A 14,041-nucleotide genomic window follows, 5' to 3' on the forward strand; every position below is an offset into this window, starting at 1 on the left:
CCCCCCCCCCCCCCCCCCCCCCCCCCCCCCCCCCCCCCCCCCCCCCCCCCCCCCCCCCCCCCCCCCCCCCCCCCCGGCCCCGGACCGGGAACCGTCAGTCGCGTGGCAGCCCCAGCAGCCGCTCGGCAGCCACCGTGAGCAGGATCTGCGTCGTCCCGCCCGCGATCGACAGGCACCGCGTGTTCAGGAACTCACGCGTGAGGGGCCCCTCGACCCAACCGGCCTCACCGGCTAGCTCGACAGCGAACTCCGCGACCGCCTGCCGGTTGCGGACACCGACGAGCTTGCGGACGCTCGACGCGGGCCCCGGGTCCTGGCCGTCGAGCTGACGCAGCGTGGTGCGCAGCTCCAGCAGCGACCCGACGAGCGCCTCGGCGATCAGCGCACCCAGGTGGTCGGCGGTCACCGGATCCGGATCGCCGGCCAGCTCGAGCAGCTCCTCGACGGCCTTGCCCAGCGACGATCCGCCACTCATCGCGACCCGCTCGTTCGCGAGCGTCGTGCGAGCCAGCTTCCATCCGCCGTTCACCTGACCCACGACGCACTCGTCCGGGACGAAGACGTCGTCGAGGAAGACCTCGTTGAACAGCGCATCGCCGGTGATCTCCCGCAGCGGCGAGATGTTGATCCCGGCGGTACGCATGTCGAGCAGGAAGTACGTGATGCCCTTGTGCTTGGGCGCGTCCTTGTCGGTACGGGCCAGGCAGATCGCCCAGTCGGCCTCGCGGGCCAGCGACGTCCACACCTTCTGGCCGTTGAGCTTCCAGCCGCCGTCGACCTTCTCGGCGGTCGTCCGCAGCGACGCCAGGTCCGATCCTGCACCGGGCTCGCTGAACAGCTGGCACCACGTGATCTCGCCGCGCAGCGTGGGCAGCGCGAACCGCTCGATCTGCTCGGGGCTGCCGTGCTCGAGCACCGTCGGCACCGCCCACCAGCCGATCACGAGGTCGGGGCGTTCGATCCCGGCCGCCGCCATCTCCTCGCCGATCAGGATCTGCTGGGCCGCCGACGCGCCGCGACCGTACGGGCGCGGCCAGTGCGGTGCCGCGTAGCCCGACTCGGCGAGCGCGACACGACGCTCCGACGCCGGCACGGCGGCCAACGCGGTCACCTCGCCGCGGACGGCGGCCCGCCCCGACTCGGCCTCCGGATCGAGCTCGGACAGGTCGATCGCGAGGTGGCGGCGGGCGCCCGCACGCGTCAGGTCGGTGACCCGCGCGCGCCACGCGTTGCTGCCACCGAGGATCTGCTTGAGCGAGACCGCGCGGCGCAGGTAGAAGTGCGCGTCGTGCTCCCACGTGAAACCGATACCGCCGAGGACCTGGATGCAGTCCTTCGCGGTCTGCACCGCGGCGTCGAGCGCGATCGACGCCGCGACCGCGGCCGCGATCGGCAACTCCGAGGTGCCGGCGCCGCCCGTGTCCGGGTCCGGCAGGGCGTCCTCGGCGGCGACGGCCGCGTCCCACGCGACCGCGCGCGCCTGCTCGACCCGACACAGCATCTCGGCGCACAGGTGCTTGATCGCCTGGAACGAGCCGATCGGCTTGCCGAACTGTTCGCGGATCTTCGCGTAGTCGACCGCGGTCCGCAGGCTCCAGCCCGCGACGCCGGCCGCCTCGGCCGCCGCGAGGGTGGCCGCGAGATCGCGGACCAGGCCCGGTGCGACACCGGCGACGATGCGATCGGCCGAGACGGCGACGCCCTCGCAGCGGACCCGGGCGGTCCCACGGCTCTTGTCGAGGATGTCGAGCGGTTCGACGGTCAGCCCCGGTGCGTCGCCGTCGACGAGGCACCACACGACGGCATCGCCGGCACGCGCCGAGACGAGCACGGCGACACCCGGCTCGCCGCCGAGTGCGTTCCCGGCGTCACCGGTGAGGACCAGGCCGCCCCCGGCGTCGGGAACCCCGGAGACCTCGGGACCGTCGACCACGACCGCACACGGCAACTCGCCCTCCGCGATCTGCGCGGCCCACTGCTTCGCGACGGCTCCGTCGGCGCGGCCGAGGACCAGTCCCGCGAGCGCGGTCGACAGAACCGGGCCGCCCACCAGTTCGGCGGCGGTTTGTTCCAGCATCGCGGCCAGGTCGACCACCCGTCCACCGACCCCGCCGACCGACTCCGGAACACCCACCGCGAACAGCCCCAGGGACGCCACCGAGGGCCACGTGCGGCGCCAGAAATCCGCAGGTCCTTCACGTAAAATGGTCAGTGGGGCCGCGGAGCGGGCCCACGCCTGAATCGACTCCTGGACGGCCCTCTGCTCGTCGGTGGTGGCGATTGTCACAACGTCTACCCGCCTCTCATAGATGACATTTTCATCTAGAACGTGTTCTAATATGCTCGGCCGTCAAGAGTCAAGGCGTGAAGGAAACTGTCGATGACCACCTCATCCCGATCCCGTTCTACAGGGGGCACGGTCACGACCCTCAGCGAGGACGATCTCAGCTCCAACGCGCAGCGCGAGCGGCGCAAGAGGATCCTCGACGCGACTCTCGCGCTCGCTTCCAAGGGCGGCTACGAGGCCGTGCAGATGCGTGCCGTCGCCGAACGGGCCGACGTCGCGGTGGGCACCCTCTACCGATACTTCCCGTCCAAGGTGCACCTGCTGGTGTCGGCCCTCGCGCGCGAGTTCGAGAGGATCGAGTCCAAGGGCAAGATCCCCCCGGGCCGCAGCCCGCTCGAGCGGATGCAGCTCATCCTCGGCCAGATCACCAAGGCGATGCAGCGCGATCCCCTCCTCACCGAGGCGATGACCCGGGCGTTCATGTTCGCCGACGCGTCGGCCGCCGCCGAGGTGGACCAGGTCGGCAAACTCATGGACACGCTGTTCGCACGGGCCATGACCGACGGTGAACCCACCGAGGACGAACTGGCGATCGCCCGCGTCATCAGCGACGTGTGGCTGTCGAATCTGGTGGCCTGGCTCACCCGCCGCTCGTCGGCGACCGACGTCGCGAAGCGCCTGGAACTGACCGTCGAACTGCTCCTCGGTGACGGGTCCCGGACACCGGTGTGACCCGGTGCGGCCGTCGGTACTTCGGGGGCAGCGCGCCAGCACGCCCGTAATCGCTTAGGTTTGAACCTGTGAGCGCTCTGGATCTGCCGATCGAACTCCGCCGAGCCCTGGTCACCGTGGCCCGGACACCCCGCCTGCTGGTGGCGTCCGACTACGACGGCACGATGGCACCCATCGTCTCGGATCCGGAGAAGGCGTACCCCCATGCCGAGTCGGTCCGTGCCCTGCGGGCGCTGGCTGGGCTGGCCGGCACCACCGCCGCGGTGATCTCGGGGCGTGCACTCAAGGACCTCGCGACGCTGTCCCGTCTGCCTGCCGAGGTCCAGTTGGTCGGCAGTCACGGCTCCGAGTTCGACGTCGGGTTCGTGCACGCGATCGACGCGAATGCCCGCAAGCTCCTGGGCGAGGTCACATCCGAACTGTCCCGTATCGCGGACCTGCATCCCGGCGTCACCGTCGAGACCAAGCCCGCCAGTGCCGCGTTGCACGTGCGTAACGCGAGCCCCGAGGCGGGCGCCAAGGCCCTTGCGGCCGTGCATGCCGAGGCCGCGCTGTGGACCGGCGTACAGGTCACCGAAGGCAAGGCAGTCATCGAACTCGCCGTCATCGCCACCGACAAGGGCAATGCGCTCGACATCCTGCGCCACCAGGAGGCGGCGACGGCCGCCGTGTTCTTCGGCGACGACGTCACGGACGAGAAGGCGTTCAGCCACCTGCAGGGCCCCGACGTCGGCATCAAGGTCGGCGACGGCGTCACGCTCGCCGAGCACCGGGTCGAGTCCACCGAGGACGTGGCCGCGGCGTTGGCGTTCCTGCTCGAGGAGCGCCGGACATGGCTGTCGGGCCCGGACGCACCGCCCATCGAGCGGCTGACGATGCTCGCGAGCCCCCGCTCGGTCGCGCTGATCACCCCCGATGCGAACCTCACGTGGCTGTGTCACCCAGAGCCGGATTCGGCCGCAGTGTTCGCCCACCTCCTCGGCGGCGCCGAGGCCGGTCACTTCAGCGTCGGCCCGCAGCGCGAGGCGCTGCCGCTGAGCCAGCAGTACCTCGACGGCACCATGACCGTGCAGACCCGCTGGGCCAGCCTCACGGTCACCGACTACCTGCCGCACGACGTCCAGCCGAGTCGCACCGACCTCACGCGCGTCATCACGGGCCGCGCGAAGGCGGTCGTCAGCTTCGCGCCACGACCGGAGTTCGGTCAGGTCACGGTGCAGTTGGAGCCGGACACCGACGGGCTCAGGGTCTCCGGCACGAGCGAGCCGATGGTGCTGCGCTCCCCCGGCGTGCGCTGGAACATCACCACCGACGGCACCCAGCAGACCGCGCACGCGGTCGTCGACCCGTCGCAGGGCCCGATTGTTCTCGAACTGCGTTGTGGCACCGAAGATCTGGGCCCTTCGCAGATTTCGGAACCGGAACGCCGGGAGATCGCCGAATCGTACTGGCGAGACTGGGCGAACACGCTCGAGCTGCCGCCGCTCAAGCCGGATCTGATGAAGCGGTCGGCTCTCACGCTGCGCGGGCTCGTCCATGCGCCGAGTGGATCGATCCTCGCGGCGGCCACGACGTCGCTGCCGGAGGAGATCGGCGGGGTCCGCAACTGGGACTACCGCTACTGCTGGCTGCGCGACGCGGCACTGACGGCCGCAGCCCTCGTGAGCCTCGGCTCCCTCGCGGAGGCCGAAAATTATCTCGAGTGGGTGCACGGCGTGCTCGAGACGCTGCACGGCCCGGAGCGGCTGCACCCGCTCTACACGCTGTACGGAACCGGCCTGCCGCCGGAGGCGGTGATCGATTCGCTGCCCGGATACGCGGGATCCCGTCCGGTGCGCGTCGGCAACGCCGCGAACCAGCAGGTGCAGCTGGACGTGTTCGGACCCATCGTCGACTTGATCTCGAACCTCGCCCACGCCCGGGAGAAGAAGGGCATCACCGGATCCGACGCACTCACCGACCGCGACTGGGAACTCGTGTCCGCGATGGTCGAGGCAGTCGAGCGGCGGTGGAGCGAACCCGACCACGGCATCTGGGAAATCCGCGACAACCCCCGACACCACGTGTACTCGAAGGTGATGGGCTGGCTCACGGTCGACCGCGCCCTCACCCTGGCCGCGAACTTCGGCCGCGCGCCCGGCACGACGTGGGCCGCGCTGCGGGACGAGATCTGCGAGGAAGTGATCGAGAAGGGCTGGAACGCCGACGTCGAGTCGTACACCGCGGCCTACGACGGCACCGATCTCGACGCCGCGACGTTGCACATCGGACTGTCCGGACTGATCGATCCGACGGATGAGCGGTTCGCCGCGACCGTAGTCGCGACGGAGGCCGAGCTGCGCAGCGGCTCCACCGTGTACCGCTACCACCACGACGACGGGCTGCCCGGCACCGAGGGTGGCTTCCACCTGTGCGCCGCGTGGCTGGTGGAGGCGTACCTGCTGATCGGTCAGCGGTCCGACGCCGAGGCCCTGTTCAAGCAGTTGGTGAACGCGGCGGGACCGACCGGACTGCTCGCCGAGGAGTACGACCCTGTCGCGGAACGCTCCCTGGGTAACCACCCCCAGGCGTACAGCCACCTGGGGCTGCTGCGTTGTGCGCAGCTGCTCAGCGCGGACACCACGGGCTGAGCACCGGGGGCTACAGCTAGGGCTCGGGCGGGGACGCGGCCGTGTGGCCGCGCAGCAGCTCCGTCTCGAGCATCTCGACCGTGGTGACGCCGGAGTCGGAGCCGGACAGCAGCAGCGCTCCCGCGCGCCGGCCCTTGTCCTCGCCGGGCTGGCGCACGGTCGTCAGGCCCTCCCGGAGGGCGTCCTCGACACCGTCGAACCCTGTTATCGACAGGCGCCCGGGGACGTCGACACCCTCGCAGCGTGCCCAGTCGAGCGCGCCGAGGGCCAGGACGTCGGTGGTGCACATCAGCGCAGTGATGCGCGGATTGACCGTCAAAGCCTGCGCCGCAGCGGAATGCCCGTCCTGAGCCGTGTGCTCGTAGCGTTCGACGACGGTGAGCGAGCTCGGATCGAGTCCCGCCGCCTCCATGGCGTCGTGGACACCGAGGATGCGCTCGCGCTGGACGTGGAAGTTCGACGCCTGCAGGCGGGCACTGCCGACGACCCCGTCCGAGCGGTCCCGACCCAGCCGCATGCAGAGCACTCCGATTTCCTTGTGCCCCAGCGAGATCAGGTAGTCTGCCACCTTACGCATGGCGCCACGGTCGTCGATCCCGATGAGGGATGCGCCCGGCATCTCGCGCGGCTGATCGCAGATGACGGTGGGCAGGTGCCGTTCCCGCACCGCGGCCAGGTAAGGATCGTCCGCGGCGACGGAGTACACCACGAATCCGTCGACGCCGGCCTGCTGGACCACCGCCGCGGCCTCCACCTCGTCGCGCCCGGGGCCGGCCGGGATGAGCAGCAGGCCGTAACCGGCCTCCTCGCACGACTCGGTGAGCCCCGCGAGGAAGCTCATCGCCGCGGGATCCCGGAAGGAGTAGCTGAGCGCCTCGGTGAGGAGGAGTCCGACGGCGCCGGCACGACGCGTTCGTAGCGAGCGGGCCACCGGATCGGGGCCCGGGTATCCACGGCGCTTGGCCGCGAGCAGCACGCGCTCACGAAGCTCGGCCGAAAGCTGGTCGGGACGGTTGTAGGCATTGGAGACCGTCGTCCGCGAGACCTTCAACTCGGCGGCGAGCGACGCCAGAGTGGCTTGGCGGCGTGGCTGTCGAGACCTTGGCATAACGGGACGGTAGCGGGTCGGAGGCCGGACGGCGAACTCGGACGCACCTCACATTCCACCTGGAGGGACGCGACCTGCAATCTTCCGCTAATGTGTAAACGGAAACGGTTACCAATAGCGTTTAGGCCCGGCACCGGGCCACCGATCATCCGATTCGTGACCCAGGAGAAGTTGTGCGCATGTCCGGCATGTCCAATGCCTTACGTTCCGCCGCGGCGGCCGTCGGGGTGACTCTCGCCGCGGCGACGCTGACAGCGTGCGGCAGTTCCCCCGGCTCCGACGGCCAGATCCGCATCGTGGCCTCCACCAACGTGTGGGGCAGCGTCGCGCAGGCCGTGGCGGGCGACCGCCTCGAGGTCACCTCGATCGTCACCGAGCCTTCAGCCGATCCGCACTCCTACGAAGCCAGCCCGGCCGATGCCGCCAAGATCACCGACGCGTCGCTCGTCGTCCTCAACGGTGGCGGCTACGACCAGTTCGTCGAAGACGTGCTCGGGTCGGCCGGGTCCAAGCCCGTCGTCGACGCGTTCGATCTCTACGAGGAGCGCACCGGCACGCACGCGACCGAATCCGATTCCGAACACGCGGGCCATTCGCACGGCACGGTCAACGAGCACGTCTGGTACGACATCCCCACCGTCTCCGCGACCGCGAACGCGATCGCCGAGGAACTGGGCAGGCTCGATCCCGAGGGCACCGACGTCTACACCCGCAACGCCGAGGCGTTCCGTGCGCAGCTGCGTCAGGTGTCAGAGACGTCCGCGGGCATCGCGGCCGCGCACCGCGACGCACCGGTCGCCCAGAGCGAGCCGATCGCGCACTACCTGCTGCAGGCCGCCGAGCTGAAGGACCTCACGCCCGAAGCGTTCACGAGCGCCATCGAGAACGGCACCGATCCGGCACCCGCCGCGATCGCCGAGACCCGGCAGCTGTTCACCGAGAACAAGGTGCGTGTGCTGGTCTACAACTCGCAGACCCAGGACAAGGTCACCCGCAACATGCGCGAGACGGCGGAGACCGCCGGCATCCCCGTCGTCGAGGTCACCGAGACGCTGCCCGAGGGCATGGACTTCGTGCAGTGGCAGACGCAGACGGCGCAGTCGCTGGCCGACGCGCTGAACTCCGCGTCGTGAGCACGGTGCATCCCGCCGTCGAACTGCGCGACGCACGCCTGTCGTTCGGCGAGCGCACGCTGTGGTCGGGCCTGGACCTGACGATCGAGCAGGGCGAGTTCGTCGCGGTCCTCGGTCCCAACGGCTCCGGCAAGACGTCGCTCATGAAGATCCTGCTCGGACAACTCGCGCCCACCGCCGGCACCGTGCGGATCGCCGGGACACCGGCGAAGGCCGGCAACTCGCACGTCGGCTACGTCCCGCAGCAGAAGTCGCTCGACGAGGGACTGCCGCTGCGCGGTCGCGACCTCGTCGGCCTCGGCTACGACGGGCACCGCTGGGGCACCGGACTGTTCGGTCGCGCCGAGCGGCGCAAGGTCGTCGACTCCGCGATCGCACAGGTGGGCGCCCAGTCGTACGCGGACGCCCCGATCGGGTCGATGTCCGGCGGTGAGCAGCAGCGGCTGCGGATCGCGCAGGCCCTCGTCGGCGACCCCAAGGTGCTGCTGTGCGACGAGCCGCTACTGAGCCTGGACCTCGCCAACCAGCACCGCGTCTCCGAACTGATCGACCGGCGCCGCCGCGAACACGACACCGCAGTGCTGTTCGTGACCCACGAGATCAACCCGATCCTGCCCCTCGTCGACCGCGTGCTCTACCTCGTCGACGGCCAGTTCCGGATCGGCACCCCCACCGAGGTCATGACCTCCGAGGTCCTGTCCGAGCTGTACCGCACCGACGTCGAGGTGCTGCACGTGCGCGGCCGCCTCGTGGTCGTCGGCACCGGCGACGCGATCGACGCGCTCGGCAGCGGCGGCGGACCGCGCCCCGGCGAGGGCGTCCACCACACCGAGGACCACGCATGAGCAACAAGTTCACTGACGCGATGTCGCACATGTTCGACTTCTCCGCCACCGCGGATCTGCTGCAGTACGACTTCGTCCAGCAGGCGCTCATCGCGGGCGCGATCCTCGGCCTGCTCGCCGGCGTGATCGGTCCGCTGATCGTGAGCCGGCAGATGTCGTTCGCAGTGCACGGGACGTCGGAGTTGTCGCTGACCGGCGCGTCGGCCGCCCTCCTGATCGGGGTCGGTGTCGGCATCGGCGCCGTCGTCGGATCCGTCGTCGCCGCAGTGTTGTTCGGGCTGCTGGGAACCAAAGCGCGTGAACGCGATTCGGTGATCGGCGTCATCATGGCCTTCGGCCTGGGCCTGTCGGTGCTTTTCCTGTGGGCCTACGACGGCCGTACCGGCACGAGCTTCTCGCTGTTGGTCGGGCAGATCGTCGCCCCCGGCAACTCCGGTCTGGCGCTGCTGCTGGGCTGCGCGGTCGTGGTGATCGGCACGCTCGCCGTGATCTACCGTCCGCTGCTGTTCGCGAGCACCGACCCCGACGTGGCGGCGGCGCGCGGTGTCCCGGTGCGCGGCCTGTCGATCGTGTTCGCCGTTCTGGTCGGCATCACCGCCGCCCTCGGCGTCCAGATCGTCGGCGCACTGCTCGTCATGGCGCTGCTGATCACCCCGGCCGCTGCGGCCGGGCACGTCACCGCGAGCCCGCTGCGGGCCACGGTGCTGGCGGTGCTGTTCGCCGAACTGGCCGCGGTCGGCGGCATCCTGCTCTCGCTCGCCCCCGGCGTGCCCGTCTCGACGTTCGTCACCGCGATCTCGTTCGTGATCTACCTGGTGTGCCGGGCGATCGGGTCGGCCCGGCGGCGCTCCGCGGGACGCGTCGTCGTCCCGGCCGGAGACCACGTCCACGCCTGACCACCACGGAGGGTCCGGTCGACACGTATCTGTCGACCGGCCCCTCCGTGGTGCCCTGTGCGGAACGGATTCGACGTGTCCTGGGCTACTCGGTCGGATCGAGCGCGAAGTCGTACGTCAGACGGCTCACGCCGTCCGCGCCCCGCACCGGATCGAGAACCAGTTCCGGCTTGACCGCGTTCGCGACATCGGTCTCGACCCAGTCTCCGCCGCGGAAGTACAGCTGCGTGGTGATCCGCAGCCGGCCGGGCGCCTTGACCATCACGTGCAGGTGCGCAGGTCGCCACGGGTGACCACCGTACGATTCGATGAACCACCCGGTCGGCCCGTCGTGCGGAATCCGGTACGGCGCAGGATGAATCGTGGCGATCCGGTAGCGCCCCTCGTCATCACACACGATGGTGCCGCGCAGGTTCCACTCCGGGATGTTCGGCGCGAACTGCGAGTAGTACCCGTCCCCGTCTGCCTGCCACAGTTCCACCGTGGCCCCGGCAAGCCCGTTGCCCTCCAGGTCGGTGACCTGCCCGGAGAACACCAGCGGCGTCGCGCGGAGATCCTGCTCACGCATGGGCATGGTGCATACCGCCGGAAGCTCCGGAGCATTCGGCACGTAGTAGGGGCCCTCGATGCTGCCCCTGGTACCCGCTAGACCGTTCCGGCTGTAGTTGACGTCCTCGACCTGGTGCTCGACGAACACATCCAGCCACAACGGCCACTCGCCGTACTCGCCGACGTCGATCATCCACTGTGCGAGGACGCGGTACTCGTCATAAGTGACCTCGTGCCGATGAATGATCTCCCCCAGCGCGCTCAGCACGTCCCGGTAGATCGCTCCTGCCCGTTCGGGCGACGTGCCACACGAGACACGCGCAGTCGTGAACTTGTCGGTGGCCGCGTTTCCGGATGCATGTGCCGTCGCGACGGCGGTGTCGATGCTTCTCATGGAGCCTCCTCGTCGAATCGTCACGAGAACATCAGGAACGCAATGTTTCCGACGGGGTGCGCCCGTACCGGCGTCGGTATGCCCCCGCGAACCGCCCGGTGTGCGTGATCCCCCAGCGCAGAGCGACGTCGGTCACCGACGTGACCGACGGATCCCCTGCCACCAGGTCGTCGTGGATTCGTGAGAGCCTGACGTCGAGCAGGTAGTCCCGCGGACACATGCCCAGGTACTCGCGGAATCCCTCCTGTAGCCGTCGCACACTCACACCCGCGGCCTCGGCCATGTCGCTCGCGGTCCACGCGAGAGACGGGTCCTCGTCGATCCGATCGAGTACCCGCTTGACGATCCGTGGCCGCGGCGCCGCGGCCACGTCGTCGGGTATCGCGGCCAGCACGAACGCGCCCGTGACGGCCCCCGACAGTTGCTCCGCGACAACCGGGGTCTGCCACAGTCCCTCGCCGCCCCGCCCCTGCTGGACGATCGAGCGCAGCAATCCCAACCAGTTCTGCCCGGCCACCGTCGACAGGTCCACCTGATCGGGCAGTCGGCGGTCGGGACGCCCCAGGACGCGGCCCATCTCACGGTGCAGGTAGTCCCGGTCCACCTTGACGCCGACGATCTCGCAGTCGGCGGTCCACCGGGTGATCACGGCCGGGGTATCGGGCCGGAACACGGACGCCCTCCCCACACCCGAGATCACGTCACGGCCGGCACTCACGGATTCGATCCGGCCCGACAGCGGGATGTTCACCGCGTACCCACCGGGATGCTCGGTGTCCACCGAAACCTCTGCACCCCAACATATCCTAGCCAGACGCAGCGGCCCGATCTGCATCGCCCGCACATTGAGATGCGGCTCCGATCCGGCCGCGAGCGGCGTCAGGGCGTGCGGGAAGTACGCATCCGAGACCGCATTCTCCGCCTCGTCCCAATCCGCCGGATCGGCGGTCACGTTCATCGCCATACCCTCGCACCCTTCCCATCCCGTCCAGTTCGGGACTTCAGCCCCAGTGTGATCGGGAACACCTCCCCTGGCAACAGTGGTCACTCGAACCCGCCGCGCAATCCGGATAGTGGAGCCGCTCAGCGGATCGCCGAACCCGATCCGGTCGAACTATGGTCTCCGTCACAGTCAACGACCACCAGCAAGGAGCCCCGACATGGATTCGCACCGATTGCGAAACATATTCGGACAGTTCGCAAGTGGGGTCACCGTCATCACCTGCACCAAACAGGACGGCACGCCCCACGGCGCCACGGTGACAGCGTTCACCGCAATTTCCCTCGAACCGCGGTTGTGCCAGGTCACCCTGACCCGGACGTCCAAAGCCTGCGCGTTCCTGTCCGGCGCACCGTTCGCAGTCAACATCCTGGCCGCGGACCAGACCGACGTCGCGCTTCACTTCGCCGGTCGCCCGCAGTCCCCCGAACCGGTGTGGGCCGAGGGGCTCACCGCACCCGTGCTGGCCGGCAGCGCCGCCACCCTCTCGTGCGTCCCGTGGCGCGAGTACGACGGCGGCGACCACGTGATCTTCATCGGCGAGATCGTCGACGCCCAGTGCCGCGACTCCGATCCGTTGCTCTTCTACCGCAGCACCTTCCACGATCTCGGCGCGCCGAGTGGGAGTGCCGCCTGGAACGGATCGATGGACGACCCCCACCGCGGATGGTTCGACTCCGGGACCACCTTCACACCACTGCACCTGTCCGGTGCGACCAATTGACCCGATCCCCCAAGCAGGAGAGACGATGACCACCACCGAGCCCCGCCCCGCCGTCACGGATGTCGACCGTTCACAGGTCAATGTCGCGGCCGACTCCGAAGCGAACCGGACCGCGAACTTCGCGACCCGACCCATGACCGGCGACGAGTACATCGAGTCGATCAAGGACGGCCGCGAGATCTTCCTGCACGGCGAGAAGGTGAAGGAGTTCTGGAACCACCCGGCATTCCGCAACTCGATCCGGATGACCGCACGCCTGTACGACGCCCTGCACACAGGCGAGCACGTCGACACGCTCACGTGCCCCACCGACACCGGCAACGGCGGCGTCACCATGCCGTTCTTCAAGACGCCCACCAGCTCCGACGACCTGCTCCGCGAACGCGACGCGATCGCCACCTGGGCCCGCATGACCTACGGCTGGATGGGCCGCTCCCCCGACTACAAGGCCAGTTTCCTCGGCACCCTCAACGCCAACAGCGAGCTCTACGCCCCGTTCCAGGACAACGCCAAGCGCTGGTACCGCGAGTCGCAGGAGAAGGTCCTGTACTGGAACCACGCGATCATCAACCCGCCGGTCGACCGTCAGCTGCCGCCGGACCAGGTCGGTGACGTGTTCATGAAGGTCGAGAAGGAGACCGACGCGGGCCTGATCGTGTCCGGCGCGAAGGTGGTGGCGACCGGATCGGCGATCACCAACTACAACTTCATCGCGCATTACGGCCTGCCGATCAAGAAGAAGGAATACGCGCTGATCTGCACGGTGCCGATGGATGCCCCGGGCATCAAGCTCATCTCGCGCGCGTCGTACTCGCAGAACGCCGCCGTCGTCGGCTCGCCGTTCGACTATCCGCTCTCGTCCCGGATGGACGAGAACGACGCCATCTTCATCTTCGACAAGGTGCTGGTGCCGTGGGAGAACGTCTTCATGTACGGCGACGTCGAGAAGATCAACGCGTTCTTCCCGCAGTCCGGCTTCCTGCCCCGGTTCACCTTCCAGGGCTGCACCCGCCTCGCGGTCAAGCTCGACTTCATCGCCGGACTACTGATGAAGGCTCTCGACGCCACCGGCGCCGGCGGCTTCCGCGGCGTCCAGACCCGCGTCGGTGAGGTCATCGGCTGGCGCAACCTGTTCTGGTCCCTGAGCGAGTCGATGGCCCGCAACCCCGAACCCTGGATCGGCGACACCGTCATCCCGAAGCTCGAGTACGGACTCACCTACCGGATGTTCATGATCCAGGGCTACCCGCGGATCAAGGAGATCATCGAGCAGGACGTCGCGTCCGGACTGATCTACCTGCCGTCCAGCGCCGCCGACTTCAAGAATCCCGAGGTGCGCCCCTACCTCGACAAGTACGTGCGCGGCAGCGACGGCATCACCGCGGTCGAACGGGTGAAGGTGATGAAGGCGCTGTGGGACTCGATCGGCTCCGAGTTCGGCGGCCGCCACGAACTCTACGAACGCAACTACTCGGGCAACCACGAGAACGTGAAGGCCGAACTGCTGTTCGCGGCCGAGAATCGAGGCGACGTCTCCGCGATGAAGGGGTTGGCCGAGCAGTTCATGAGCGAATACGACCTCGACGGCTGGACCGTACCGGACCTGATCGGGAACAGCGACGTGACCGCGTTCTACAACAAGTAGCCGCAGCGCCGTGCGGTGCAGTCGAACCCACCGCACGGCGCAGCCTCACCCCCGATCGGGGGTGCCCGAACCGGTAGCCGGCGTCCTAGGTTCGGTAC

Annotated in this window: 11 protein-coding genes; 7 read left to right on the forward strand and 4 right to left on the reverse strand. The window is 69.0% G+C overall.

Going from position 1 to position 14,041, the window contains the following annotated elements; translation table 11 throughout:
- Window positions 1–94 precede the first annotated feature (94 nt).
- Window positions 95–2,287, reverse strand: coding sequence for an acyl-CoA dehydrogenase family protein (locus AC1RIF_RS26065; RefSeq protein ID WP_492604282.1), 2,193 nt, complete (start codon window positions 2,285–2,287; stop codon window positions 95–97).
- 93 nt (window positions 2,288–2,380) lie between these two features.
- Between AC1RIF_RS26065 and kstR the strand changes: the two genes are divergently transcribed.
- Window positions 2,381–3,019: a cholesterol catabolism transcriptional regulator KstR gene (kstR, locus tag AC1RIF_RS26070; RefSeq protein WP_492604283.1), complete on the forward strand. Its 639-nt coding sequence runs from the start codon at window positions 2,381–2,383 to the stop codon at window positions 3,017–3,019.
- Window positions 3,020–3,087: 68 nt separating this feature from the next.
- Window positions 3,088–5,649: a trehalose-phosphatase gene (gene otsB / locus AC1RIF_RS26075; RefSeq protein WP_492604284.1), complete on the forward strand. Its 2,562-nt coding sequence runs from the start codon at window positions 3,088–3,090 to the stop codon at window positions 5,647–5,649.
- Window positions 5,650–5,665: 16 nt separating this feature from the next.
- Here otsB and AC1RIF_RS26080 read toward each other — a convergent pair whose 3' ends face one another.
- Window positions 5,666–6,757 carry a LacI family DNA-binding transcriptional regulator gene (locus AC1RIF_RS26080; RefSeq protein ID WP_492604285.1) on the reverse strand — a complete coding sequence of 364 codons (1,092 nt, stop codon included), beginning with the start codon at window positions 6,755–6,757 and terminating at the stop codon, window positions 5,666–5,668.
- A 179-nt stretch (window positions 6,758–6,936) separates the two neighbouring features.
- On the opposite strand from AC1RIF_RS26080, the gene AC1RIF_RS26085 reads away from it, so the two are divergent.
- Genes AC1RIF_RS26085 through AC1RIF_RS26095 form a run of 3 tightly spaced genes read left to right on the forward strand, consistent with a single transcriptional unit; the run spans window position 6,937 to window position 9,631 of the window.
- Window positions 6,937–7,890: a metal ABC transporter solute-binding protein, Zn/Mn family gene (locus AC1RIF_RS26085; protein WP_492604286.1), complete on the forward strand. Its 954-nt coding sequence runs from the start codon at window positions 6,937–6,939 to the stop codon at window positions 7,888–7,890.
- Complete coding sequence (locus tag AC1RIF_RS26090) at window positions 7,887–8,735, forward strand: metal ABC transporter ATP-binding protein (protein WP_492604287.1); 849 nt, start codon at window positions 7,887–7,889, stop codon at window positions 8,733–8,735. The genes AC1RIF_RS26085 and AC1RIF_RS26090 overlap by 4 nt, the downstream gene beginning before the upstream one ends.
- Window positions 8,732–9,631 (forward strand): metal ABC transporter permease, encoded by a 900-nt coding sequence (locus tag AC1RIF_RS26095; protein WP_492604288.1) that lies wholly within the window; start codon window positions 8,732–8,734, stop codon window positions 9,629–9,631. Before AC1RIF_RS26090 ends, AC1RIF_RS26095 begins: the two co-directional genes overlap by 4 nt.
- Before the next feature lie 85 nt (window positions 9,632–9,716).
- Here the strand turns inward: AC1RIF_RS26095 and catA are convergent, their stop codons facing one another.
- Window positions 9,717–10,574, reverse strand: a complete 858-nt coding sequence (catA, locus tag AC1RIF_RS26100; protein ID WP_492604289.1) for a catechol 1,2-dioxygenase — start codon at window positions 10,572–10,574, stop codon at window positions 9,717–9,719.
- A 31-nt stretch (window positions 10,575–10,605) separates the two neighbouring features.
- The gene (locus AC1RIF_RS26105; RefSeq protein ID WP_492604371.1) at window positions 10,606–11,532 is read right to left on the reverse strand and encodes an AraC family transcriptional regulator; all 927 of its coding nucleotides are present in this window, start codon (window positions 11,530–11,532) and stop codon (window positions 10,606–10,608) included.
- A 202-nt stretch (window positions 11,533–11,734) separates the two neighbouring features.
- Between AC1RIF_RS26105 and AC1RIF_RS26110 the strand changes: the two genes are divergently transcribed.
- Window positions 11,735–12,298 (forward strand): flavin reductase family protein, encoded by a 564-nt coding sequence (locus AC1RIF_RS26110; protein WP_492604290.1) that lies wholly within the window; start codon window positions 11,735–11,737, stop codon window positions 12,296–12,298.
- A gap of 25 nt (window positions 12,299–12,323) precedes the next feature.
- Window positions 12,324–13,943: a 4-hydroxyphenylacetate 3-hydroxylase family protein gene (locus tag AC1RIF_RS26115; RefSeq protein ID WP_492604291.1), complete on the forward strand. Its 1,620-nt coding sequence runs from the start codon at window positions 12,324–12,326 to the stop codon at window positions 13,941–13,943.
- Window positions 13,944–14,041: the final 98 nt, after the last annotated feature.

The organism is Prescottella sp. GW823-FHT02E09 (assembly GCF_058797375.1).